Annotated in this window: 22 protein-coding genes; 14 read left to right on the top strand and 8 right to left on the bottom strand. The window is 45.0% G+C overall.

Going from position 1 to position 24,469, the window contains the following annotated elements:
- Positions 1-342: 342 nt before the first annotated feature.
- The 7 genes from JMY01_RS12020 to JMY01_RS11990 all read left to right on the top strand — a co-directional run bounded on the left by JMY01_RS12020 (position 343) and on the right by JMY01_RS11990 (position 6,912).
- Positions 343-1,749: a Do family serine endopeptidase gene (locus JMY01_RS12020; protein WP_201577621.1), complete on the top strand. Its 1,407-nt coding sequence runs from the start codon at positions 343-345 to the stop codon at positions 1,747-1,749.
- A gap of 256 nt (positions 1,750-2,005) precedes the next feature.
- Entirely contained in the window at positions 2,006-3,310 is a 1,305-nt protein-coding gene (locus JMY01_RS12015; RefSeq protein ID WP_201576085.1) for a hypothetical protein, read from the top strand.
- A 317-nt stretch (positions 3,311-3,627) separates the two neighbouring features.
- Complete coding sequence (gene dapA, locus JMY01_RS12010) at positions 3,628-4,533, top strand: 4-hydroxy-tetrahydrodipicolinate synthase (protein ID WP_201576083.1); 906 nt, start codon at positions 3,628-3,630, stop codon at positions 4,531-4,533.
- A gap of 110 nt (positions 4,534-4,643) precedes the next feature.
- Entirely contained in the window at positions 4,644-4,949 is a 306-nt protein-coding gene (locus JMY01_RS12005) for a hypothetical protein (protein WP_374220351.1), read from the top strand.
- Between the two features lie 86 nt (positions 4,950-5,035).
- The gene (purC, locus tag JMY01_RS12000) at positions 5,036-5,749 is read left to right on the top strand and encodes a phosphoribosylaminoimidazolesuccinocarboxamide synthase (protein ID WP_201576081.1); all 714 of its coding nucleotides are present in this window, start codon (positions 5,036-5,038) and stop codon (positions 5,747-5,749) included.
- A gap of 162 nt (positions 5,750-5,911) precedes the next feature.
- Positions 5,912-6,547 carry a DNA-3-methyladenine glycosylase gene (locus tag JMY01_RS11995; protein WP_201576079.1) on the top strand — a complete coding sequence of 212 codons (636 nt, stop codon included), beginning with the start codon at positions 5,912-5,914 and terminating at the stop codon, positions 6,545-6,547.
- Positions 6,548-6,600: 53 nt separating this feature from the next.
- The gene (locus tag JMY01_RS11990; RefSeq protein ID WP_201576077.1) at positions 6,601-6,912 is read left to right on the top strand and encodes a YqfO family protein; all 312 of its coding nucleotides are present in this window, start codon (positions 6,601-6,603) and stop codon (positions 6,910-6,912) included.
- 23 nt (positions 6,913-6,935) lie between these two features.
- Here the strand turns inward: JMY01_RS11990 and JMY01_RS11985 are convergent, their stop codons facing one another.
- Together JMY01_RS11985 and JMY01_RS11980 are read right to left on the bottom strand one after the other, a co-directional pair.
- Positions 6,936-7,298, bottom strand: coding sequence for a hypothetical protein (locus JMY01_RS11985; RefSeq protein ID WP_201576074.1), 363 nt, complete (start codon positions 7,296-7,298; stop codon positions 6,936-6,938).
- A 179-nt stretch (positions 7,299-7,477) separates the two neighbouring features.
- Positions 7,478-8,149, bottom strand: a complete 672-nt coding sequence (locus tag JMY01_RS11980) for a hypothetical protein (RefSeq protein ID WP_201576071.1) — start codon at positions 8,147-8,149, stop codon at positions 7,478-7,480.
- Between the two features lie 562 nt (positions 8,150-8,711).
- Between JMY01_RS11980 and JMY01_RS11975 the strand changes: the two genes are divergently transcribed.
- Entirely contained in the window at positions 8,712-9,419 is a 708-nt protein-coding gene (locus tag JMY01_RS11975) for a ZIP family metal transporter (protein ID WP_201576068.1), read from the top strand.
- 529 nt (positions 9,420-9,948) lie between these two features.
- On the opposite strand, the gene JMY01_RS11970 is transcribed toward JMY01_RS11975, so the two are convergent.
- From JMY01_RS11970 to JMY01_RS11960, 3 genes are all read right to left on the bottom strand, one after another.
- The gene (locus JMY01_RS11970; protein WP_201576065.1) at positions 9,949-10,152 is read right to left on the bottom strand and encodes a CsbD family protein; all 204 of its coding nucleotides are present in this window, start codon (positions 10,150-10,152) and stop codon (positions 9,949-9,951) included.
- Positions 10,153-10,452: 300 nt separating this feature from the next.
- Positions 10,453-11,778 (bottom strand): D-amino acid dehydrogenase, encoded by a 1,326-nt coding sequence (locus JMY01_RS11965; RefSeq protein ID WP_201576063.1) that lies wholly within the window; start codon positions 11,776-11,778, stop codon positions 10,453-10,455.
- Between the two features lie 64 nt (positions 11,779-11,842).
- A complete protein-coding gene (locus JMY01_RS11960; RefSeq protein WP_201576061.1) occupies positions 11,843-12,595 on the bottom strand; it encodes a folate-binding protein YgfZ in 753 nt (250 codons plus the stop codon).
- Between the two features lie 313 nt (positions 12,596-12,908).
- On the opposite strand from JMY01_RS11960, the gene JMY01_RS11955 reads away from it, so the two are divergent.
- Entirely contained in the window at positions 12,909-13,265 is a 357-nt protein-coding gene (locus JMY01_RS11955; RefSeq protein ID WP_307781403.1) for a zinc ribbon domain-containing protein YjdM, read from the top strand.
- A gap of 243 nt (positions 13,266-13,508) precedes the next feature.
- Positions 13,509-14,618 (top strand): polyphosphate kinase 2, encoded by a 1,110-nt coding sequence (gene ppk2, locus JMY01_RS11950; protein ID WP_227677906.1) that lies wholly within the window; start codon positions 13,509-13,511, stop codon positions 14,616-14,618.
- 103 nt (positions 14,619-14,721) lie between these two features.
- On the opposite strand, the gene JMY01_RS11945 is transcribed toward ppk2, so the two are convergent.
- On the bottom strand, positions 14,722-16,494 hold the full coding sequence (locus tag JMY01_RS11945) for an amino acid ABC transporter ATP-binding/permease protein (RefSeq protein WP_201576058.1): 1,773 nt from the start codon (positions 16,492-16,494) through the stop codon (positions 14,722-14,724).
- On the bottom strand, positions 16,491-18,452 hold the full coding sequence (gene cydD, locus JMY01_RS11940) for a thiol reductant ABC exporter subunit CydD (protein ID WP_201576055.1): 1,962 nt from the start codon (positions 18,450-18,452) through the stop codon (positions 16,491-16,493). The genes JMY01_RS11945 and cydD overlap by 4 nt, the downstream gene beginning before the upstream one ends.
- 834 nt (positions 18,453-19,286) lie before the next feature.
- On the opposite strand from cydD, the gene JMY01_RS11935 reads away from it, so the two are divergent.
- The 4 genes from JMY01_RS11935 to hemL all read left to right on the top strand — a co-directional run bounded on the left by JMY01_RS11935 (position 19,287) and on the right by hemL (position 23,761).
- Complete coding sequence (locus JMY01_RS11935) at positions 19,287-20,885, top strand: cytochrome ubiquinol oxidase subunit I (RefSeq protein WP_201576052.1); 1,599 nt, start codon at positions 19,287-19,289, stop codon at positions 20,883-20,885.
- Positions 20,878-22,014 carry a cytochrome d ubiquinol oxidase subunit II gene (gene cydB, locus JMY01_RS11930; protein WP_201577607.1) on the top strand — a complete coding sequence of 379 codons (1,137 nt, stop codon included), beginning with the start codon at positions 20,878-20,880 and terminating at the stop codon, positions 22,012-22,014. The genes JMY01_RS11935 and cydB overlap by 8 nt, the downstream gene beginning before the upstream one ends.
- 15 nt (positions 22,015-22,029) lie before the next feature.
- Entirely contained in the window at positions 22,030-22,206 is a 177-nt protein-coding gene (gene cydX, locus JMY01_RS14470) for a cytochrome bd-I oxidase subunit CydX (protein WP_201576049.1), read from the top strand.
- Positions 22,207-22,459: 253 nt separating this feature from the next.
- Entirely contained in the window at positions 22,460-23,761 is a 1,302-nt protein-coding gene (gene hemL, locus JMY01_RS11920; RefSeq protein WP_201576046.1) for a glutamate-1-semialdehyde 2,1-aminomutase, read from the top strand.
- Positions 23,762-23,855: 94 nt separating this feature from the next.
- On the opposite strand, the gene JMY01_RS11915 is transcribed toward hemL, so the two are convergent.
- On the bottom strand, positions 23,856-24,260 hold the full coding sequence (locus JMY01_RS11915) for a DUF962 domain-containing protein (protein WP_201576045.1): 405 nt from the start codon (positions 24,258-24,260) through the stop codon (positions 23,856-23,858).
- Positions 24,261-24,469: the final 209 nt, after the last annotated feature.

The raw sequence follows: 24,469 nt of genomic DNA, 5'->3' as shown, positions 1-24,469 counted from the left end.
GAGACTGATGAGTTTGCTGGTTTATGGGACGGCTTACTAAGTTATCATGCTCATATTCAAGTGTATGGTCATGGCGGACAATGTCTTGCATAATATAAGGTGGATAATAAAATCACAGTAAAATAAATACTGATTTTGTTATACAGTAGCGGCATAAAAAATAGGTTAAGATTATATGTCTGAGAATAAGGCTACAACAGAGCTGCATTGCAACTGTATGATACGCCCTAATAATAAAAGCATTCAGACCAAATACATTGAATGCATATAGATAACTAAATATAGATAATTAAATAAGAGGATACTATGCAGAGTCAACCAATCGCTTATCATTTACAGCGCATGCTACAGCGTAGCTTGCTGGCGGTAGCAGTAAGTACAACGATGGTGGCGGGCATGAGCGTAGCGACCACTCAAACCGCACAAGCTGCAGTCGCTACCACAGACTTCTCTAACCTTGTACAGCAAGTGACACCAGGGGTGGCGCGGGTGAATGTGACCAAAACTGTGAGCGAGGCGGAGCTTGCCCAAGCTCAGACCGCAGAATTGCTGCGACAGTTCTTTGGTGACCGTTTACGCATTCCTGATCGAGCAGCCACGCCCGCGATTGAGCACGCGTATGGAACCGCATTTTTTATCACCTCCAACGGTTATATGCTCACCAACCATCATGTGGTTGAGGGCGCTGACAAAATCACCGTGACATTAAACGATCGCACAGAGTTAGATGCTACCTTGGTCGGTAGTGATGAGCGCTCGGATGTGGCAGTGTTAAAAGTAACTGGGAGTCAGTTCCCAGCGCTACCAATTGGCGACTCCAACATCATCAGAGTTGGAGAGCCAGTATTGGCTATCGGTTCGCCATTTGGTTTTGACTACTCAGCGTCTGCTGGTATCGTCAGTGCCAAGTCCCGCAGTTTTTCTCGTGAGACCAGTGTGCCTTTTATCCAAACCGATGTGGCGCTCAACCCTGGCAACTCAGGTGGCCCTTTGTTTAATCAGCGCGGTGAAGTGATTGGCATCAACTCACGTATCTTTAGTGGTACTGGCGGCTATATGGGCTTGTCGTTCTCTATTCCCATTGATGCGGCGATGGATATCTACGAGCAGCTAAAAAACAACGGTGAGGTGACGCGCGCCTACTTAGGTATCTATCCGCAGGACATTGATCGTAACTTGGCAGAGGTCTATAAGCTGGCCAGGCCACAAGGGGCGCTATTGACGCGGGTATCACCAGACTCGCCTGCCCAAAAAGCAGGTCTAAAATCAGGCGATATCATCTTGCAGTACAATGATAACAAGATCATGCGTGCCTCAGACCTCTTAAACCTCATTAACCGCGCCAAGCCCAATGATAAGTTCCGTGCTCAAGTACAACGGGACGGCAAGCAGCTCACTGTGTCTGGCACACTTAGCCATGCCCCAAGTGATGTACAAGCTGAAGGTCAAAACCAACAAGATGATGAAGTGCGTTTAGGTCTGCGCTTACGTAACTTGACCCCTGATGAGCAAGCAGAGCTTGCGACAGATGGCAAGACTGGGGTCTTGGTCACGGCCGTTGAGCCTACGGGACTGGCCGCGCGCTCTGGTATATTAGCAGGTGATGTCATTACCAACTTGCATCAAAAGCCTATCAGAAAGGCGACGGATATTGCTGATGCTATCTCATCGCTGCCCAAAAAAGGTGTCGTTACTATCGAGATTATGCGTCAAGGCATACCCGCTATTATTGGTTTGCGCATTGATTAGGGAGAAATGAGCTATAAGTATGCTCATCATGCTTAAGCGTTTTAAGTGTGCGCTGCGAATGGGGTTTTGACTTGTGGACCTTGAGCTTTATAATGGCTGATTTTTTGCTGGACTGCTGGGTGGTTGCTTGAGGCTAGCGCATCCATTGAATATAGGTATAATAAGGCGGTTTTTGATAGGCCAGTGTTCACGACATAATCAACTATGCGGCACACTGGCTTTTTCTTTTTTCATCTACATCCACAGCTAGGTATTCATGACTGACCACGCTATTTATACGCTAGGTATCATTACTGCGACGGCATTGCTGGCGTATGTGGTGCTGTGGTCATGCCTACAGACATTTAATGCCAACCCCAGTAAGCGCTTTATGCGTATTTGGCCTAAGCTGGCTTTGTATTATGCCGCTTATACCATGCCATTTTGGGCGTTATTACTTATTATTGGTTGGGTACAAAACGTGACGCCACTGCTTGGCAGTCTATCGCTGCCTGCGGTTTTGATGGCTGTGATAGCCATGGGGTTGTATTTTTATGCCGTTATTGTCCAGCCCAATCGCTTACGCCTGCATCATCAAGCGATCGATATTAATATACAGTCGCCACTAACCATAGCGGTATTGGCTGATTTGCGTATAGGGCTCTACAGTGGCAAACCTAGGCATATCAGAAAGCTTGTTGCTACGATTAATGCTTTACCCGTAGATGCGGTGCTAATCACAGGTGACTGGCTGTATTATCCAGGGGCAGATCTGGTTGGGCAGTTGATGTTGTTTAAAGGGGTCAATAAACCCATTTATACCGTGATGAGTACCTCAGATTTACGCTATCAGTCCATAAATACTACCAAGCAAGGGCAGCCGTTATTAGAAGATACGCTAGCTGCTGCGTTTGATGTACTCGACATTACCTATATCGGTCAGCAGTGTCGGCCACTCTCACCGATAGCTGACAAGCATCATAAAACCAAGCATCCTAAAAATAGTACGATCAGTCCGCAATCGCAGAGCGCTGAAACCTCATCAAAAGTAGCCATGCTGTGTGGCTGGCAAGATATGCCGCAACTAAACTCTCAAGACGACAGCTTACCTAGTGCAAAGGCGCTGCTATGCCCAGAGGGTCTAGCATCCAAAAACTCGCCAGCAGATCATGTTACTAAACGCCATTCGGCCAGCGATAACACCAGCGAGGTGATCGTTGTTGCTGATAAAGCAGCGTTATGTACTGAAATTGAAAATGCTGCGCTACCAGTGATTATTCTAGCGTCAAGATTTGATAGTATTACTGACTTACCCAAGACGCTACAGCCAAGACCACTATTGATTACAGGGGCGGCAAAACCAGCTCAATCTAGCCGATTGTCACCGCAGCAGAATGATAGCACTACTCATAATCAGCCTAGCTTTGCTTCTAATATGTTATTGCCCGAGACGGCTTTTGACAACAAATGCGGGGTGTATCAACATAGCAATGCACAGGTCTTTATCAGTAGTGGTGTTGGTACTCGCGGGTTACCATTTCGAGTGCGTCGACCCACCATTGATGTGTTGACGATTCGTTAATAATCGACAAAACCTTTTATAGAGTACGGTATTTGCGTTAAACTGAGCGGTAAAATCAAAGCCAATATAAAACCCGGACAGGGACGAAGCTTGTTAGTGAGCCTATAAATCAAAATATGCTACACTAGCGGTCATTTATAGCAGTAGTCTTTAGCACTTATTAGTTGAATACTTATTACAAGCGTGCTTCTATAGATGCAGCGTTTGACTGAGTGTTTGGTTAGTAGTATACATATTGAGCAAGGCAGCAGCGCTTGCAAACGACCTATCATGCGATAGCTTTAATTAAAGCTAGGATAATCCAGTAAGGCACAGTTATGAGTACAGCATACGACGATATTAAAACCCGACTACAAGGCTCTATGGTAGCCTTGGTAACGCCCATGCATCCTGACGGAGCGGTCGATTATAAACGTCTGGCAGACCTCATAGATTGGCAAATCGAGCAAGGCACGCACTGTCTTGTTGCGGTTGGTACGACGGGTGAGTCTGCCACCTTGTCTATGCAAGAGCACAGCGATGTGATTCGCTATTTTGTCGAGCATGTCAAAGGCCGTGTGCCTGTGATTGCTGGTACAGGTGCGAATAACACCCTTGAGGCTATTAAGCTGACCCAAGACGCAAAAGAAGCTGGTGCGGACTGCGCGTTGCTCGTAGCGCCTTATTACAATAAGCCGCCACAAGAAGGCCTGTTTCAGCATTATAAAGCCATCGCTGAAGCCGTTGATATGCCGCAGATGCTCTATAACGTACCAGGTCGTACGGTCGTAGATATCGCTCAAGAGACCGTTGAGCGTCTCGCTGATATCGATAATATCGTGGCGATTAAAGATGCGACTGGCTCTGTGGGCCGCGGAGAGCAATTGATTAAAGCGGTTGGTGATAGAATCGTTGTGCTCTCTGGTGATGATGCGACCGCGCTTGATTTGATGAAGGTGGGTGGCAGTGGTAATATTTCAGTCACCGCCAACGTGGCACCAAAAGCCATGAGTGAGACTTTTACGGCAGCTTTGCGCGGTGATTTCGCTGCTGCTGACAGCGCACATGATGTCATCAAACACTTACACCGTGATTTGTTTATTGAATCCAGCCCTATCCCTGCCAAATATGCCTTGTATAAAATGGGCATGATAGATAAAGGTATCCGCTTACCCTTGGTATGGCTTGCAGAGCAGCACCATGCCACCATCGATCAAGCCATAGTACGGGCAAATTTACTATAAAATCTGGCTAGAAGACGCCTTTATAGGTATTGAGTTGACATATTGTCAGCGCACGTCTATATAGGCACCGATTGCTAACTCTGAGAGAGCATATGATGAAGACATCATTAATGACATCAAAAACTTTAACTGCGCTATTTACCTTAGTTCTAGGCAGCACCTTAGTACTGAGTGGTTGTCAAACCGCCAAAGGCGTACTAGGTAAGCGTGATAATGGCAGTTTGGAATATCAACAAAGCCAAAAGTTAGCGCCACTAGAGATGCCTGTAGCGCAACAAGCCGCTCCGTTTGTACCCTTGTATCCGACCCCAAATCTGGGTGAAAATACACTGCAATTACAAAACGAGTCTGGCAAACAGTATCGACTGCCAAAGCCAGAGCGTACCGTTCCAATCACTACTGCACCTACTAATTAAACTTAACACCCTAATCATACCGTTCATTTTTGAGCGGTAGCTGCGCGTTTTTACCACATAAGCTTGAACGAACAGGAACCCCCATAATGCAAAAGCAACAACTGCTGTATAAAGGCAAAGCCAAATCTGTCTATGAAACAGATGATAATGATCTTTTGATTTTACACTTTCGTGATGATACCTCAGCGCTTGATGGTAAGCGTATCGAGCAATTAGCACGCAAGGGTGTGGTTAATAACCGCTTTAATGCCTTTATTATGCAAAAACTGGCTGACGCTGGTATTGAAACGCATTTTGAAAAGCAGCTGTCTGAAGATGAAGTGTTGGTCAAGCGCTTGGATATGATTCCAGTTGAGTGCGTGGTGCGTAACTTTGCCGCAGGTAGTTTGGTTCGTCGTTTGGGCTTAGAAGAGGGGCAAGCGTTGACGCCGCCTACTTATGAGCTGTTCTACAAAGATGACGCGCTTGGTGATCCTATGGTCAATGAGTCACTTTCTATCTCTCTTGGCTGGGCAACACAGGCACAGCTAGCAAAGATGGAAGAGCTGACCCATCAAGTCAACGATGTATTGAAAGCGCTATTTGATGCTGGTGATTTAATATTGGTCGATTTCAAGCTAGAGTTTGGTGTCTTCCATGATCGTATCGTCTTGGGTGATGAGTTCTCACCTGATGGCTGCCGTATTTGGGATAAAACGACTAAGAAAAAACTGGATAAAGACCGATTCCGTCAGTCACTTGGTGATGTGATTGAGGGCTACGAGGAAGTGGCTAAGCGTATCGGTGTCCCCTTAAGCTAAGCGTTCAATCGAAGTATGTGATAATGTAGAACACAAGAACTGAGCCACGCGCTCAGTTTTTTTGTGCAAAAAATAACTGAACCATCAAGAAAGAGACACGACTAAGGCGCCTTATTATTCTTATAATAAGGTTTGTTTATCCAAGCAGGCTAACGAGTTTTCATGTCTAAACCCACTACAAGCACTGTGCTAGCGCCAACATGGTTTACCCGTCCAACCTGTGTGGTTGCCTCTGAATTGGTGGGTAAAATACTATGTAGAAAGTTGATAGATACTGATGGCACAGCGAAAATATTGCGCATGCGTATCTCTGAGACAGAAGCCTATATCGGTGCAGATGATCCTGCCTGCCAGTCACATGCAAGCACACGTACAGCACGTACTGAGATTATGTACGAGCAGGGCGGGGTGTTCTATGTGTATCTGACTTATGGCGTGCATCATATGCTGAATCTCATCAGTGGCGCGTCAGAGTCACCAGAGTCTGTACTGATACGTGCTGGGTTTTTGACCGATGACAGTGACCGTTTGATTGAAGAGCAATTGCTTAGCGCCACTAAGCAACTGACACATCCCAAGCAGTTTGCTGGCCCTGGCAAGCTGACTAAGCAGCTACAAATTGATCGCACTCTCTATGGTAAACCTATCGCCCCAGAGTCAGCAGTTTGGGTGGAGGATGATGGTTGTCAACCGCCAGTATCCTTGCGTCCCCGTATTGGTATTGAGTATGCTAGTGATGCCAAAGACTGGCTGCTACGTTATGTGTGGACAGAGCATCCTTCTTTGTCGAAAAAATAGCAGTTTCTATCGTTTTTCAATTTTATGCTAAACGTATTTTATAAGGGCAATCTATGTATAAACTGACCGTTTTTATTCCTGACAACGCTTTAGAGCTGGTTAAGTCGGCACTTTTTGCTGCAGGTGCTGGTACTATCGGTAACTATGAGCACTGCTGCTGGCAAGTGCAGGGAACGGGGCAGTTCAAGCCCTTGGCAGGCAGTAATCCACATATCGGTGCCCATGATAGACTCGAAGAAGTTGACGAATGGCGGGTAGAGATGGTGGTTGCTACTGCGAATATTGCTAAAGTTATTGAGGCACTAAAGCAGGCGCATCCTTATGAGACGCCTGCGTATGATGTCGTCGAAGTGCTGGATCTTTAAGCTTTAAAAGCGGTGACTCAGTCTTATTTTATTTTGATTATCTGATAACCTGGATAGGCCATATCGATTTTATAGTCTTTACCACCGCGTGTGGCCTTTACTTTGATTTTGCTATCGCCTTTTTTGTATTTGACGTCTTTGACACGGTAGCCCATACCACTGACTATATTGGCCGCTCGTTGCTCAATAGCGGGTTGATAGATGTCTTTATCAATGGCTTTGATGGTCTTTTTGTGCTTTTTGTAGACCTTGCTGTCTTTATAAACATCTTCATAAAGATCGCCATAAGCATTATAGCCAGGCGCAGTGACACAGCCTGTCAATGTCAGTAACGCTGCAACGATAGTAGTGGCAATGGCTGGTTTTAATAAGTTTTTGTTTTTCATAAAGTCTTATCCTGTGAAAAGCGCTTGTGATAACGCGATAAAAAAATGATCAAATAAACCAAAAGTAGGCTTATTTGACCATAGGCACCAAAGGGTTAGCGATGCCAAAAGCTTAACTTTATATCTCTGTTGTCGGTGCTGTCACCTCATTAGTGCCATGGTCGAATGTTCAGCACGGCCTAGTCTTTTTTAAGTTTTATGACGTTTAGGTCAGGGTAGCTAAGTTCAATCTCATAATCTTGTCCACCGCGTTTGGCTTCAATGTCAAAAAATGCCCGATTTTTCTTTTCGTCCAGCTCGATATCGGTGACACGGTAGCCCATGGCATTGACCTTTCTAATCGCCCGTTGCTTGATGACAGGATAGCGAGCTTCTTGTTTGATCCTATCTTCGACATCGTGACCTTTCTTCTTTCGCTCACTGTTGTTTTTATAATTTCCGTTATTCTTATACTTACTATTGCCATTATTTTTATGGTTTTTTTGACGATAGTCGTTATTATCTTGCCAGATGTTTGCCCCGCTCTTTTTGACTGAGCTGATGCGCTTAAGTTCAGGATAGGTATATTTTAATTCATACAGTTGATTGTTCTTTTTAGCATAAGCAATCAGTATTTGACGGCCACGATACTCATCAGACTTGATGTTTATCACATCGTAGCCGCTGCGGCGCAGATCTTGGCGCAGTTGTTGGCTTGCACGATTAAAGCTGCCATCACGGTAGACTGGTTGGTTGTCGTAGCCTGATGTCACAGTGCAACCAACAGCAGTACCCAATAGCGCGACTGTCAAACCAGCTGACACGGCAGCTTTGAGTGTCAGTCTAGGCGTTGCTCGAGAAGTAAATTTCATGATATCCATGTTCCTATAATGACTCACAGCTTAGTGTAGTCAACTCACTATAAAAAAGTTACAGCGTTAACCTCGTTTGAAGTATTGCGTACACATCTACACTCAGTTGCCTTGTAGTTTTTGCGAATTGAATCGACTATACCTTTATTGTTTTTTATCTGTATCAACCCCTGTAATTGTTCTAAAGCCTTGACAGGGCAACAAGCGAACTGCTTGAAATATTTTATTACATGTACATCATAGAGCGTAAAACTTGATAGTAAGTGTCGTTAGCGTTAATAAGATGTAAACAAGGCAGTGGATTGCGTAATAAATCAATACGGCAGTGAGTCAGCCCTGCTAAGTAGTTCACTTATCGTTAACAAGATGGGCTACTATCAGTAGCATCTAGCGAATACACCTAAGTTGGAGGTACTTGAGCTATGTTTATCTAAGCTATTTGTATCTAAGCTATGTGCATCTAAGCTATTTGTATCTAAGCTATGTGTATCTAAGCTATGTGTATCTAAGCTATGTGTATCTAAGCTGTGGGTATATAACTATCATAAAAGGATTAAAAACCATGCTGTTAAAGCTTGTCTTGTTTTCAGGGTTTGCTGGGGCAACGGTGTTTCTTGGCGGGATTTTGGCCAACATATTCAATCATCATGTCAAAGAAAGTCCAGTTAAGTATGAGATCACCCATACGTTAATGTCGTTTGGAGCTGGTATTATATTATCGGCGCTGGCTTTGGTATTGGTTCCCAAAGGCATGGAGACGCTTGGTATTTGGGACGTTGCAGGTTCATTTTTGCTAGGTGCTGTGCTATTTATGCTTATTGATCGTAAGCTTGCACAGTCAGGCGGACAGCAGTCAACGTTATTGGCGATGATGATGGACTTTATACCAGAGTCTATTGCTTTAGGAGCGGTGTTTGCGATTGAGCCGCAGATGGCTCTATTGTTGGCAGTGTTTATTGGTTTGCAAAACTTGCCAGAATCATTTAACTCATTCCGAGATTTGGTGCAAAGTGGCTTTAGTGTAAAAAAGACCTTAATTATCTTTTTTTGCCTAAGCTTTTTGGGAGTCTTTTCTGCACTTATTGGGCATTTTTTCTTAAGTGCGCATCCTGACTTAACAGCGCATTTAATGATGTTTGCCAGTGGCGGTATTTTGTATTTATTGATACAAGACATTATCCCTGAGAGTAAATTAGAGAAGAGCTACTTGATCTCGCTTGGTGCGTCGTTAGGGTTTTTGGTCGGTATTGTCGGCGAGATGTTGATCTAATACCGATAAAAATCGTCTTATTATAAAACTCTTGTAAGCATATGCTTACACACATTGACGCTAATACGACTTAACAACAAGGTGTTAATTTGGCATTATAGTCACACGGCATTAGGGAATGTGACTCAAGGATTGAGTTAACCGCATTAAGGATAATGATTCACAAACTAGTATCAGGATGATACTGGCAAGTGAAGTAAGGACGCAAAACCTTTGCTGATAGTTGTACTAAAAAGGGTAGGATGCCCAATATCACATTATACTGAACCTTATGCAAGGATGCATAGATTACAGTCGTGATAGTTAACATGGATAGTTAACATGGATAGTTAACAATAAAACCGCATAACAATCATTTGCTATGCGGTTTTATCGTGTCTGGACGTTATGAAGTTTAATGTCTTTATTAGATATCCTAGTCTTGTTAAACAATCTAGCCTATGGTATGAATACCTGAGCAAACAAAAAGCCGCATAATTATATGCGGCTTTCTTGATTCTGTATTTATTTGCATAATACTACAGATAAATTAGTAATTATTTTCACGACGCCATGTGTCTACTTCACGCTCAGCTTCTTCCTTAGAATGACCATAACGCTCTTGCACACGGCCGACTAGCTTATCGCGGCTGCCTTCGACATGTAGTAAGTCATCATCAGTTAAGTCGGCCCATTTTTGTTTTACTGAACCTTTGAGTTGGTTCCAATCACCTTTTAGAGTATGTTCGTTCATTATTAGATTCCTTTTTTGATTTTTGGATTCATTATTGAGACATTTATTCCATCTGTCTTTTTCATACTTCAGTCAGCAGTTATGCATCTAAACCAATCAACTGGTGCTATCTAATATAGGTAGATTGAGCAATGATGTCTGTATGAGCAATGTTTGCAGTGTTGCTTAATTATGGTTATCTGCAGGTCTATGTTATGGATACCATAGTTATGTATTGAATCATCTAGATTGTGCATGTGCTACGTAAAACGAGTAACGAATGAGAGGGTTTGGATTCAGAAAAGATAGAGGGTATGACGCTTATTTATTGACTCCAACAAAATCAAAATCGACTGGTGGTGTCTCACCCTGTATTAACAGACTAATAGCCTTCGCTGAACCGCAAGCATGCGTCCAGCCAAGCGTACCATGACCAGTATTGAGCCATAAATTATCAAAACTGGCATTCGTATTTTGACTGCCATGACGGACTTGACCGCTATGCGCGCGTCCTATTAACGGTACGTTTGATGGGGTCATCGGTCGCAGCCCTGTCCAATATTGCACAGAATTAGCAATGATACCTTTCGGGAATAGCTGCTGTACACGGCGAGTGATGGCTTCACAGCGAGTAGTGTTCAAATCCAAATTATAGCCGTTAAATTCTGCTGTCCCAGCAACCCGCAGTTTATCTCCTAAGCGAGATGTGACCAGTTTGAACTCATCATCAATGAGACTGACAAAGGGTGCTAGATGCGGAGCGCGGGGATTGATTTGATAAGTGGCCGAGTAGCCTTTGGCAGGAAAGATAGGCAGGTGAATATTGAGCGGCTTCATTAATGCGACGCTATGGCTACCAAGTGCCAGTACATGACTGTCTGCACTAAAGGTTTGCGCATTTTCACCAGCGGGACGGATAGTCATGCTATGAATATGCGGATGGGTAGAGTGGGCGTCAGCGTTTAACGCCAACACCTCGGTATTATATAAGAATTGCACGCCAGCATTGGCACAGCGCTCAGCTAGGCGCTGGGTGAATAGATGCGCATTACCTGACTCATCACGGCTGGTATAAGTTGCGCCTTTGAGCTTGTGGGCAATAGGATAGAGCGCTGGCTCGAGGCTGACAGCGTTATTGATATCGATGACATGGCGTTCGCAGCCTAGCGCTTGCATACGCTGTGTTGGTGCAATGGCGGCATCAAACTCAGCTTGATCGGTATAAAAGTGCATAATACCGCGTGTTTGCTGCTCGTAATCAATACCGATATCAGCACGCAGCTGCTGCAAGGCATCTCTAGAATATAAGCCCAAACGTACCATTTGCACCAAATTGGCATCAGCTCGTTCTGCTCGGCACTCTTGCAAGAATTGCATCGCCCACCTAAGCTGCGCCTTGTCAGCTCGCAGACGATACAGTAGCGGAGCGTCTTCTTTAAACAGCCATTTGAGCGCTTTCATTGGGGTAGCAGGATTGGCCCAAGGGGTCGCATGGGAGACGGATATCTGCCCGCCATTGGCAAACGAGGTTTGCATTCCGGCTGCTGATTCACGCTCAATGACAGTCACATCATAGCCTGCTTGCCGAAGATACCAGGCGCTGGTCACACCCACCACGCCTGCTCCGAGTACCGCAATATGTGTCATGAGTAAAATCTCTTAGTGGCTGTTTTAGCGGCTTATTTGACGCTTGATTGCGGTTTGAACACAGCTATTGCGGACGCGCGATATCAGCTTGCAATGCTTTTGGTAACTCTAATAGAGTCAGGTCACTATCATCGAGATGTGCTGGGCGTGCAACTACCAAGGCTTCAAAACCGTCGGCAGTAGCAATCGCATTGACCACTTGAATTTTATCAAGCTTGTCACCTGCTGCCGGGACATCACCTGATCCTTGCACATAATGCAAAAATGCTTTGGGCGCCGCTTTAAAGTAAATGCGAGCGATGACTTCTTGACCGAGATAGCAGCCTTTGTCATAGTCCATACCGCCGCGCTGGTGCAGACGCAGTTCTTGCGGCTGAAACTGACCTTGAGTTGCCGCTACTATCCAATAGTTACCCGTGGCGATGCTACTCTGCATCCAAGCTTGGGTATCCTCTGCCGTATTATGCTCATCTTTATGACTAAAGGTCGGCTCATCAGCAATCACGCAAGGATAGATTGGCGTTGGCGTGCTGGTCTCAAACTTAAAAAAAGCACCGTATTTCTTTAAATGTGCTTGGAGAGATTCAACACAGTCAGCACTAACGACCAAGTCGAATTGATTTTCGTCTTGCTTCTTTATCGAAAGGCCAAAATCAATCCGCCCTTTTAGGTTACTAAGTGCGGTGGGTTGATAGCTGAGCCCGATTTTGGTTACGTCAGTTGTGATCTGACCTTGTAAGAATTTTTCGGCATCCTCGCCTTGTAAGGTTAATTGTGCAAATTGCGGCAATACAGATACGTTTGAAGATTGACTCATGGTTATTATCCTTCATTATTATATGGATTTAGTTGGATGTACTCTATTTTATGGTTCGTATGTCGTCTATTAGAATCGAAATAGGGAGCACAATAAAGATTGCGCTTAGGTCATATTCAAAGACCAGTATATCGAAGATGAATGACTACAAAGTAGAGTAACACAAAAAACAGATGCATAAAAAAATGCCATACATGTGTTGTAGATTGGGCGCAGCGCTTACATTTCAAGCGTGCAGATTGGTTAAAGTCAGCGACTTGGGGTACAATAATGATCTACTACAACCCTTATTTTGACGGCTATCGAGGAAATTATGAGCTTACCCAATTGTCCAAAATGTGATGCTGAATATACTTATGAAGATGGTGCCTTACTAGTGTGCCCGATGTGCGCTCATGAATGGACGGCTGCTGAAGCTGATGCTGCCGAGGCTCAAGCTGAGGAAGACAGCATCATTCGTGATGCGGTAGGGAATGAGCTGCAAGATGGTGACGCGGTGACGGTCATTCGCGACTTAAAGGTCAAAGGCTCATCAACCTCTATCAAGGTTGGCACCAAAGTGAGAAGTATCCGCCTGCTTGATAATCCTGTAGATGGGCATGATATCGACTGCAAGGTTGATGGCTTTGGGCAGATGAAGCTTAAATCTTCAGTGGTAAAAAAGGCTTAAGGATCTAAGCCTTTTAAAAAGCTAAAAAGAGAGTTTGAATAGCACGCCCTAATAGATTTGATAAAAAGAAAAGCCACCTAAATCGTTTGGGTGGCTTTTTTTATGCCAGGATGTTTGAACTAAAAGTTAGATTGCTTTTTTTGTAAAAAACAATGAATAACTCCATTGTGCTAAGTTTTTTATAATATGATGAATGATAGGCAGGAGTTTTTGTAGTGTTTTTTAAATTTTTGGAGGTAAGCAATGGCGAAGAAGCCAAGTAAAGTTGAAAAAGTGAGTGATGACTACGTTACTGATAAAAAAGGTATTGAGGCATACGAAACTAAAAAGAAAGAAGCAGGTTCTCGGGTAAAGACCAAAGAGGCTATTGATCAAGTATTACTCAAAGATTTGGCTGAGGGTAATATCGATAGTATCTCTGAGCATTTACAAGCCTTAATCCATGACGCCTCTCCTGATGATCTGGTCAAGCTGAAGGACATATTTGCTAAGCATGCCCTTGCCAACTATGTAAAGACAGGCAGCGTCAAAGACGATGAGCTCTCTGATAATTGGCGCGAAGGTGGCTATCCGTATAAAAACCGTTTGTCACGCAAAAACTACGAGAAGCAAAAATATCATTTGCAGGTAGAGCTGCTGAAGTTACAGCGTTGGGTGCGAGACACGGGACAAAAGGTTGTTATCGTCTTTGAAGGTCGTGATGCAGCAGGTAAGGGCGGCACGATTAAGCGCTTTATGGAACATCTCAATCCGCGTGGCGCTAAAGTGGTCGCCCTTGAAAAGCCAACCGAACAAGAGTTAGGGCAGTGGTACTTTCAGCGTTATGTGAAGCATTTGCCCACTCAAGGTGAGATGTTATTGTTTGACCGCTCTTGGTATAACCGTGCTGGCGTTGAACGCGTGATGGGATTTTGTACCGATAAAGAGTATGAATCTTTTATGAGGCAAGTTCCTGACTTTGAAAAGTATCTGATTGATTCGGGCGTGCATCTGATCAAGTTTTGGTTCTCAGTCAGTCGTGATGAGCAGCGCCGCCGTTTTGCCCAGCGTGAAGCGCATCCACTAAAACAGTGGAAGCTATCACCGATTGATATGGCCTCGCTTGATAAATGGGATGACTATACGCTAGCGAAAGAAGCAATGTTTTACAATACCGATACCGCGGAGTCGCCATGGATTGTGATCAAGTCGGACTGTAAAAAACGCGCCCGTTTAAACGCCATGCGCTATGTGCTTAATAAGCTGCCATATGAAAATAAAGATCAAAAGCAAGTAGGCAATGTTGATCCACTGATCGTTGGTCGTGCAGGCGCATTGTATGAGCTTGGTGAAAAAGAAGACTTGGCTGTTTAACGTGGCAGCTTAGATCTGCTTATTTAAGAGAGCCCTGCTAAAACTTAAAACCACCTAGATAGGTCTAGGTGGTTTTTGTTTATCAATACATTTATCAGCACGTTTATAAAACATCGCTAGTAAACACGCTTTCATCAAGCGTTAACGATTCGCAGTGCCCCATATCCCACTCATGGTGGCTAACGATGATTAATAAGTCATCTTTTTGATGCGTACGCACATTTTGCCAAACCTGTGCACGAGTTTGAGCGTCAAGGCCCGCAAATGGCTCATCAAGTAAGAGCACTCTGCGAGGTTTTAGTAGCAGCCTCGCCAGCGCTATACGCCTTGCTTGACCACCAGATACTGCCGCACCATATTCGCCAAGTGGTGTGGCAAGCCCTTGCGGCTGCGCTTGTAACCACTGCGATAGACCGACCTTTTCCAAAGCAGCAAGTAACTCAGCATCACTGGCATCTGCTTTTCCCAAACGCAGATTAGCCGCCAAGCTTTGATCAAAGATATCAAGCTGCTGACCTAAATAGCCGAGCTGATCACGCCAGTCGTAATCATGCCAAGCGGCACCATTTAAAGTCACCTCACCTTTTAATAGTGACAGCTCACCTGCCAGCATTTGCAATAACGTCGATTTGCCGCAGCCTGAAGGGCCACGAATGATGAGCGGTGTGCCTGATGTTATGCTGACGCTCACATCTTGCGCGCCAACCAAAGCTTTGGGTATTTTTGCATAAACGCTCTGAAGCTCTGCGGTGAGTGCATTCGTAGGCAGCGCTAATAAGGGTTTGGATGTTTGTAATGTAACGGCTTCTTTTTTCACGCTGTCTTTTGCTAGATTATCGTCATCAGCCTGCTGATTTAGCAAAGCATTTAAGCGATTTTTGGCAGCGATACTACTGCCCAGTGAAAGATAGTGCTGACCTAAAGGCGCGACAATCTCTTGAATACCAAGCAGTCCTAGTGTCACTGCCAGTATTAATGGCACATTGATAGAGGCACTGGCCTCAACGCTGGCAACAGCGAATAACACTACCAAAATACTCAAATAAAATAACCACTGAATCCCCAAAATATAGCCAGAGCGCTGCTTTTGGGTTTGCCATTCTAAATGCTGTAAGGCCTTATCCTGAGCGATATAGTCTTGGGTTTGTGCGCGCCATTGTTGCCAAAGAAGTAGTTGGGTAATAATCGCTAAAGGCGCAAGGAGCTTATGTCGGCGTGCTTCCGATACTTCGGCCAATCGCTGTGCTTGCCCAATACCCAAATAAGTGCCCAAAAGCGGCAATAGTAGCGTAAAAGCGAGCAATGTATAAATAACCAGCTTAAGCATGGCGCTGATAGGCAACACAAAACCGATAAATACACCCAATAGCAGCACCGTTAGGGTGCTAATCAGCCAAGGGGAGATCACCCGCAATATAAACTCATCGAGCTTATCGATATCGCTGACCAGCCTGTGCATATATTGAGAGGCGTGCAGAGCGTGCCGCTGCTGCAATAAAGGCAGGGCAGCCAAGCGATTAAAAAACCTCAATCTGAGCGTCTTTAATAAATCAAATACGGCATGATGCGAGACCATCAGTTCACCATAGCGACTCGCGGTCCGCGCCATGGCTAGCATGCGTATGATGCCAGCGGGCACCATGTAGTTAAAGGCGTGTGAGCCAACAGCCAGCATGCCAGCCAAGGCAGCACCAGTAATAAACCAGCCTGATATCATCAGCAGCGCAATGATTGAGATGGCAAATATTAACCCGAGCAGCCATGAGATGAGCCATAAATCAAACGAGGGCTTGAACATATCGCGTAAGCGAAAGGCTGGTGCATTGCTATCTACAGGCTGATAGTCAGACTGATGAGGTGAGATATTTTTGCTCATGGCTTATCTCCTAACGGGCTAGAGTGCTCATTAGTGTCAGCACCAATACCAGTATTAGCATTGAGTGCCTGATGGTTAGTTGCCGATGACAGTGGTTGTGACATAGGCAGAGACAGTCGAATCACGTTATCTAACCAATCTAGCTGCTCATGCGCGTGGGTAATCCAAATAACGGTTTTATGACGGCTGACCCTCTCAAGTAAGGCATGAATACGCTGGGCGGTATCAGGGTCTAAATGCTCGGTTGGCTCGTCTAGCAGCCATAAACTGTCATCACGCAGTAGCAATTGTGCGATACCCAAACGCTGCTGTTGACCGCCAGATAAGCCTTGACCACGCTCGCCAAGCTGAGTATGGATACCGTCAGGTAAGCGCTTAATCAACTCCCATAGCTCCACCACCTCAAGTGCATCAATCAGCGCTTGTTCCGTGGCGTTAGGGTTAGCAAGACGCAGGTTTTGGGCAATCGTGAGCGGCATCAGTGCCACTTGCTGTGCTAGATAGCCGATGTTTTGACGCAAGTTTTCAGGATTGATATCGGTAAGCTCGACTCGCTGCCCACCCTCTTTGCTAATCAGCTCAATACAGCCTTCGTAGTTTACAAAGCCCATCAGCGCTTGCAGTAGGCTTGACTTGCCACTGCCGCTATCACCAATCAGGGCGACCCGCTCGCCTGCTGTTACACAAAAACTAACAGGTGCTAGACGCGTGCGATAGAGGGCTACGGTGTCGGTTGCTTGTTGATTGGCCAGTTCGGTAGAGGTTGCTATCGGGCTGCGGATGCTGAGGTTAGATAGTGCTATGCCAAAAGCTTGAGAGACATCTAGTGGCGTTAGATTTACGGTATGGATACTAGCTTCAGGTTTGTTTTTATTATTATCATGATTGTTACGGTCATCTAAAGAGTCAGAGTGCACTTGTTTAGCATTTTCAATACCAGCCGTTTCAATACTGGCGGCCTCAATAATCGGTAGCAGGCTCTGTACCGCGCCCTCCGCTTGCGCTTTGGCATGATAGTCGGCACCCAACTGGCGTAGTGGCACATAAAACTCAGGCGCTAGTAATAAGATAAACAAAGCGCCAAAATAGGGTACTGGCACTTCCCCTTTAGCCCACGGCAAAATACCGACTAATCCAAAGCCCAAATACACCGCTACTAACGCAATACTTAGGGCAGCCAGGAGCTCTAATACCGCACCGTTTAAAAAGGCAACTTTTAGTACATCCATGGTGCGGCGACGATAATCCTCGCTACTAATAGTCAGGTCGTGAGCTGCGATATCGGTGGCTTGCAAACGTTTTAAGGTTGGCATACCACGTACCCAGTCCAAAAAACGCCCGCTCAGCTGAGCGAGAGCCGTGAATTGATCCGCGCTTTTTCGGGCAGTTAAATGACCGATAAGTATCATAAATATGGGTACTAATGGCGCAGTCAGTAATAGTAGAGCCGCGGCAATCCAGCTTTGCCATGCTACAGCAATCACCAAAATAATAGGCGTGCTGGTAGCAACCTTGCGCTGCACACTAAAGCTACTGATAAAGCCATCTAGCGCATCCGTTTGGTCAATGATCTGGCTAGACAAACTACCGTCACTGCCAAAATAACGCAGGTTTGGTCCAAGCTTTGCCATGGTCGATAACAGAGACTCACGAAGCTCGCTGCGCACTTTGAGACTGGCGCGACTACTAATGAGCTCACGTCCACTGTTGAGCAGTGGCCGGATCATAAAGCAGAGCAGGAGTCCTACAAACCAATAGTTAGAAACACCTGTGGACAGCGGCAACTCATTAAAATGATTATTCAGCCAAATACTAAAAAGGCTGGCAAGTAACCAAGCCTGCCAGACAAAAAATAGCGTACTGATGATGGTGAGCGCCCAAGCCAAATTCAGTGGGCGACTGACCGACGTAACAAGCGCTTTGAGGAAACGTTTTTCGGCATTGGAAAGTGTTGCCATAATGCTATCTGCCGTAAAAAAGAATAAGAATTAAACAGTATTAACGACCAATCAAAGGTGTTTATTAAAAAAATATTTACTAAAATAGATAGGAGTCGATGCTAAATCAGCGACACCAGCACCTCAAAAACAAATTGAGGGTATATAGCGATTGGCTTATTTGATTAAAATTAATAACATGATTGTAAGCGCTGCCATAGACAAAAGCCAACTGAGCCTCCTGCTTAGCCTTCGACCATATTACTCGGTAATGATTGCAGTGGTTGGTGCGCTCGGTGCCAGATAAGTAAGTTCTAATAAAGTGACTGGTAAGTAATATTTATCTTTTATTGGCTTAAACCATAGAGGTCATTTGCTCTCCAGAGGTCTACAGCGTAATATCTAAAGTGTTCTAAACAATGACAAAGACATAATTATTGATATGCTATGTAATAACTGAGGGTTAATTCCCTAGGTTTTCTGTGACTTTAGTCCTTGTGTTGGTATGGTGTAGATATTATACTAATAAACATACTATTGTTACTGATAGTTTATATTTTTGTTTTTCAATCACTTATTGCAATGATGAGGTGGTTGGTTTTATTTTTTTGTGGGCTTCTATGATACCGATATGGGTGCGTCCTTAAAACGCTCATCGGTCGCAGTTATTCATATAAATGGATGTATATAAATAAAGAGGCAAAATCCTATGAGTAATATAGGGTGAGCAGTTAGGCCAATCAATGGATTATATAGAGAAACGTTACACCAAGAGAGAGGTAACGGGGTTTTTCTATATGATTTTTTAGGGCGATTGGGCCTGGTTTGTGAGTCCTTATTTTTAGGGAGTTTAGTATGATTACTGAACAACTAGTAGATATATCCCGCTTGCAGTTCGCGGTGACCGCACTTTACCACTTTTTGTTTATCCCACTCACGATAGGCATGGTCTGGATCCTTGTTATTATGGAGACAGTCTATGTGACCACTGGGCTACAGATCTGGAAAGACATGACCCGTTATTGGGGCAAGCTCTTTGGTATCAACTTCGCTTTAGGTGTTACCACGGGTATCACCATGGAGTTCCAGTTTGGTACTAACTGGTCGTATTATTCGCAGTACGTGGGTGATATCTTCGGGGCGCCGCTAGCCATCGAAGGCTTGATGGCATTCTTCCTCGAATCCACTATGGTGGGTTTATTCTTCTTTGGTTGGGACAGGCTGTCTCGCTTTCAGCACTTAGTAGTCACAGTTTTGATGGCGATAGGTACCAACTTGTCGGCACTATGGATTTTGATTGCCAATGGCTGGATGCAAAGTCCTGTCGGTGCAGAGTTCAACTATCAAACCATGCGAATGGAGATGACTGACTTTGCCGCCATTCTCTTGAACCCAGATGCTCAAAACAAATTTGTACACACCGTATCGGCAGGCTATGTCGTCGGTTCGGTATTTGTGCTTTCTATCTCAGCATTATATTTGCTGCGCAAACGTGATGTCGAGTTTGCTAAGCGTAGCTTTCAGGTAGCAGCGGCCTTTGGTCTGGCATCCATCTGTAGTGTTATCGTACTGGGTGACGAGTCAGGCTACTCGGTGGGTAAAGCGCAGCAAACCAAATTGGCAACGATGGAGGCCATGTGGCATACAGAGCCTGCACCAGCGCCGTTTAACTTGATTGCGAGCATCAATGAAAAAGAACAAAAAAACAACTGGGAGCTGCAGATTCCCTATGCCATGGGGATAATTGGTACGCGCTCGTTTGATACAGAAATCCCTGGTATTCATGAAATCAAAGAGGTAAACCGTGAGCGGATTATCACAGGCATCACAGCGGTAACCTTGCTAGAGCAGTTACGCCAAGATACTGGCAATATGGCTTTAAGAGATGAGTTTGATAAAGTTAAAGATGACTTAGGTTTTGGTTTATTGCTCAAAAAATATACGGCTGATGTCTCGCAAGCCACGCCTGAGATGGTACAAAAAGCCACGGACGATACCATTCCTAGAGTCGCGCCGATGTTTTGGTCTTTCCGTATCATGGTGGGCTTGGGCTTCTTGATGCTAGCACTGTTTGCCGTCAGCTTATGGTACAGCGTCAAAGGCACCTTTACTGAAAAGAGATGGCTGCTGAAATGGGCGGTTGTGATGTTGCCAGCACCTTGGATAGCCGCTGAGCTTGGTTGGGTGGTGGCTGAGTATGGCCGTCAGCCTTGGACTATTTATGGGGTGTTACCGACCTATGTGTCGACATCGAACATTGGTATAGCGAACGTTTATTGGTCACTGGCTGGGTTTGTCGGGTTCTATACCGTGCTGCTTATTATCGAGGTATATCTGATGATTAAGTATGTGAAGTTAGGACCTGCCAGTTTGGGTACAGGACGTTATGATGGTGAGACCCCTCGCGATGTAACGCCGACTTCAGCGGATCAGGAGGTGACTCATGTTGTTTGATTATGAAACGCTAAAAATTATGTGGTGGCTTCTCGTTGGGGTGTTACTGATTGGTTTTGCCATCATGGATGGTCACGACATGGGGGTTTGTACCCTATTGCCTTTCGTTGGAAAAAATGACGAAGAGCGCCGAATTATTATCAACACCATTGGACCACATTGGGAGGGTAACCAAGTGTGGTTCATCACCGCAGGTGGCGCATTATTTGCTGCTTGGCCTATGGTCTATGCCACGGCTTTTAGTGGCTTTTATTGGGCGATGATGGCGGTGTTGTGGGCGCTGTTTTTCCGTCCTGTTGGTTTTAAATACCGCAGCATGGTCAAAGATCAAAGATGGCGCAACGCTTGGGATTGGGGGCTGTTTGTCGGCTCGTTTATTCCCGCTGTGGTATTCGGCGTGGCGTTTGGTAATCTGTTCTTAGGCGTGCCATTCAGCTTTGATGACAATCTTTTGTCGACGTATACTGGCAACTTTTGGCAGCTGCTAAACCCATTTGCTATTTTGGCCGGTTTAGTGAGTGCAACCATGCTCATCATGCAAGGCGGCGCTTATTTGGCTCACCGTACCGAAGGTGTCATCCAGCAGCGTACGATTCGCTACAGCATAATCTCCGCTGTGGCGATGGTGGTGCTGTTTGTTGGCGCTGGGTTTTGGGTACAAACGCTTGATGGTTATGTCATTACATCAACGATTGATCCAGGCGGCCTGCCGAACGTACTAGCCAAAGAGGTTGCCGTGCAGCAAGGTGGTTGGATGACGAATTTTGCTACTTATCCATGGGCATGGGCTTTCCCTGTATTAGGTGTGTTAATGCCACTCGTTACTGCGTTGCTATTAAAAGCTAGCAAGACACTGACGGCGTTTGTTAGCTCAAGTATTGCCGTTCTGGGTGTCATCATGACGGCAGGTATTGCACTGTTTCCGTTCATTATGCCGTCATCTTCTTTCCCAAATTCCAGCTTAACGATTTGGGATAGTGTGTCTAGCCATTTAACCTTGATGGTCATGCTGTATGCAGTCGTATTCTTGGTGCCGCTCATCGTGTTTTATACAGGCTGGGCTTATAGTGTCATGCGGGGTAAAGTCACTGCTGCTTATATTCGTGAAAACGATCATACGCTTTACTAAATTAAGGAGATAAGTATGTGGTATTTTGCCTGGATGTTGGGGCTAGGGTTTGCGGTATTATTGGCTATTGTTAATGCTATCTGGTTAGAGTACGAACAAGGACGCCTAGATGCATTCTCTCCCAAAAACAAAGAGCCAGAGACGCCTGATCTTGACAAGCTACCTAAAGAAAGTACGACTGGAGTAGAGTAGAGGTCGTTTATTTTGATCAGACGATTATGATGGCTAAGTTATAATAATTAGCGGTTATAACAGGATTTTGTAAGCCAGATACAAAGTGAGCTCAGATGAGCTCACTTTTTTTTGGTAAGATAGACGTAATGAATAATTTTGTACGATAAATATGAGTTGTAAGCCCTAAGACAAACCATGGGTTCAGCTCATTTTTTTGCTTAAAAAGTCTTGATCCACCCTTTTATCAATACGTTTATAAAGAGTCATTATTATGAGTACTAAAAACGAACAACTTTTCGCCCAAGCCCGCAAACATATCCCAGGTGGCGTAAACTCACCCGTCCGTGCCTTTGCAGGGGTAGGTGGTACGCCTATCTTTATGCACCGTGCTAATGGCAGCAAAATTTATGATACCGAAGACAATGCCTATATCGACTATGTCGGATCGTGGGGGCCAATGATTTTGGGTCATGCGCATCCAAAAGTAATCGATGCGGTCAAAAAAGCAGCTGACGACGGTTTAAGCTTTGGTACACCAACACCGTTTGAAACCACGGTTGCAGATAAAATTTGCGAAATCGTACCCAGCGTTGAGATGATTCGTATGACCAGCTCAGGCACAGAAGCGACCATGAGTGCGATTCGTCTGGCACGTGGCTATACTCAGCGTGACAAAATCGTCAAGTTTGAAGGTTGCTATCATGGGCATTCAGACAGTCTGCTAGTAAAAGCAGGCTCGGGCATGCTTGATATTGGTGAGCCAACGTCAAAAGGCGTACCAGCGGATTTTGCTAAGCATACTATTACGATTCCTTATAACAATCCGCAAGCGATAAAAGACTGCTTTGAAAAATGGGGTGATGAGATTGCTTGCGTTATCTTGGAGCCGATCGCTGGCAACATGAACATGGTCATCCCGACTCAAGAGTTCCACGATACTTTGCGTGCAGAGTGTACCGCCAATGGCGCGGTACTTATCTTTGATGAAGTGATGACGGGCTTTCGTGTCGGACTTGGCGGCGCACAAGCGCATTTCGGTATCGACCCTGACTTGACTTGCTTTGGTAAAATCATCGGTGCAGGTTTACCAGTCGGTGCCTTCGGTGGTAAAGAAGAAATCATGTCTTGCATCGCGCCACTTGGCGGTGTCTATCAAGCCGGTACGTTATCAGGTAACCCATTGGCGATGCGTGCTGGTATTGCCATGTTTGAAGACTTAACGGCAGAGGGTTTTTATGATGAGCTATCAGCGAAGGTAGACAAGCTGGTTGATGGTTTTCAAGCGGCAGCTGACAAGCATGGTATCAATCTGCGTACCAATAAGTTGGGCGGCATGTTTGGTATGTTCTTTGTCAGAGACAGTGAGACGACGGTCCCGCAGAACTTTGATGACGTGACAGAGTGCGATATGGAGGTGTTTAATACCTTCTTCCATGGTATGTTAGATCGTGGTATCTACCTTGCACCGTCTGCTTATGAAGCGGGCTTTATGTCTATCAAGCATAGCGATGCAGACATCGAAGCATCGATCAAAGCGGCTGACGAAATCTTTGCAGAAATGGCAAAAGCGTAACCGAGCTATTTGTAGCTTTAAGCCTTTAAAATAAAAAACCAGCCGCTGTGCTGGTTTTTTTGTGCTTATGTATCCTTGGGATCTGTTGAACACGCTAAATTTTATCAAACTCACGATCTTTTAAGCTGAGCCTACCGCGTAGCACATCAGTATACATACGAAAGTCGCTGACAAAGCTCTTTAGTGGAAATTTAAAAGAAGCGGGCTTGTTTTTTTCAAAGAAAAAATGACCAACCCAGGCGCAAGCATATCCAGCTGCAATGCCTTTGAGTAAGGGTTTTGGTGAACGAGTTTTGACCGACTTTGCCAGTCCCAATAGGCCAAAGCTACTGCCTGCAAAGTGCAAACGGCGACAAGCCATGTTTTGATGCTCCTCTAAATAAAAGTCGTAGAAGCTTTGCTTAGCCAGCGTGTCTTTTTTGATAATATCAGTGTTTTTGCTTGCCTCGATATCGGCAGGTTGATCGGTACTCTGTGCTTGAGTAGCAGCCTTATCCATGATGATAGCGTCCTTTGCTGAATGTTGGTGAACTAGGGCGTATCCTAGTAATATTCTTCATTTAGAATGTAACAAAGGGTCATAGTGAATACAAGCAATTGCATGTGACTTAGCATTCGTTTTTTAAAACCTGCTTGCTAAGCTGACTATCAAGTTCAAGCTTCGCTTGCCAGTGTTTCTTAGAAGTGTTTTAATGGCGAAAACTGTCT

Source organism: Psychrobacter sp. H8-1, from assembly GCF_904846575.1.
GTDB classification, from domain to species: Bacteria; Pseudomonadota; Gammaproteobacteria; order Pseudomonadales; family Moraxellaceae; genus Psychrobacter; species Psychrobacter fulvigenes.
The sequence above is the reverse complement of the archived record's forward strand: the minus strand, read 5'-3'. Positions and strand labels throughout refer to the sequence as shown.

Excerpts from the sequence above, each read along its gene's own strand:
- JMY01_RS11935 (WP_201576052.1), top strand. The coding sequence starts at position 19,287 with ATGATTACTGAACAACTAGTAGATATATCCCGCTTGCAGTTCGCGGTG.
- JMY01_RS12005 (WP_374220351.1), top strand. The coding sequence starts at position 4,644 with ATGACATCAAAAACTTTAACTGCGCTATTTACCTTAGTTCTAGGCAGC.
- ppk2 (WP_227677906.1), top strand. The coding sequence starts at position 13,509 with ATGGCGAAGAAGCCAAGTAAAGTTGAAAAAGTGAGTGATGACTACGTT.
- hemL (WP_201576046.1), top strand. The coding sequence starts at position 22,460 with ATGAGTACTAAAAACGAACAACTTTTCGCCCAAGCCCGCAAACATATC.
- JMY01_RS11960 (WP_201576061.1), bottom strand. The coding sequence starts at position 12,595 with ATGAGTCAATCTTCAAACGTATCTGTATTGCCGCAATTTGCACAATTA.
- JMY01_RS11915 (WP_201576045.1), bottom strand. The coding sequence starts at position 24,260 with ATGGATAAGGCTGCTACTCAAGCACAGAGTACCGATCAACCTGCCGAT.
- cydX (WP_201576049.1), top strand. The coding sequence starts at position 22,030 with ATGTGGTATTTTGCCTGGATGTTGGGGCTAGGGTTTGCGGTATTATTG.
- purC (WP_201576081.1), top strand. The coding sequence starts at position 5,036 with ATGCAAAAGCAACAACTGCTGTATAAAGGCAAAGCCAAATCTGTCTAT.
- JMY01_RS11985 (WP_201576074.1), bottom strand. The coding sequence starts at position 7,298 with ATGAAAAACAAAAACTTATTAAAACCAGCCATTGCCACTACTATCGTT.
- JMY01_RS11945 (WP_201576058.1), bottom strand. The coding sequence starts at position 16,494 with ATGAGCAAAAATATCTCACCTCATCAGTCTGACTATCAGCCTGTAGAT.
- JMY01_RS11975 (WP_201576068.1), top strand. The coding sequence starts at position 8,712 with ATGCTGTTAAAGCTTGTCTTGTTTTCAGGGTTTGCTGGGGCAACGGTG.
- JMY01_RS11995 (WP_201576079.1), top strand. The coding sequence starts at position 5,912 with ATGTCTAAACCCACTACAAGCACTGTGCTAGCGCCAACATGGTTTACC.
- dapA (WP_201576083.1), top strand. The coding sequence starts at position 3,628 with ATGAGTACAGCATACGACGATATTAAAACCCGACTACAAGGCTCTATG.
- JMY01_RS11990 (WP_201576077.1), top strand. The coding sequence starts at position 6,601 with ATGTATAAACTGACCGTTTTTATTCCTGACAACGCTTTAGAGCTGGTT.
- JMY01_RS11980 (WP_201576071.1), bottom strand. The coding sequence starts at position 8,149 with ATGAAATTTACTTCTCGAGCAACGCCTAGACTGACACTCAAAGCTGCC.
- JMY01_RS11955 (WP_307781403.1), top strand. The coding sequence starts at position 12,909 with ATGAGCTTACCCAATTGTCCAAAATGTGATGCTGAATATACTTATGAA.
- cydD (WP_201576055.1), bottom strand. The coding sequence starts at position 18,452 with ATGGCAACACTTTCCAATGCCGAAAAACGTTTCCTCAAAGCGCTTGTT.
- JMY01_RS12015 (WP_201576085.1), top strand. The coding sequence starts at position 2,006 with ATGACTGACCACGCTATTTATACGCTAGGTATCATTACTGCGACGGCA.
- JMY01_RS11965 (WP_201576063.1), bottom strand. The coding sequence starts at position 11,778 with ATGACACATATTGCGGTACTCGGAGCAGGCGTGGTGGGTGTGACCAGC.
- JMY01_RS11970 (WP_201576065.1), bottom strand. The coding sequence starts at position 10,152 with ATGAACGAACATACTCTAAAAGGTGATTGGAACCAACTCAAAGGTTCA.
- JMY01_RS12020 (WP_201577621.1), top strand. The coding sequence starts at position 343 with ATGCTACAGCGTAGCTTGCTGGCGGTAGCAGTAAGTACAACGATGGTG.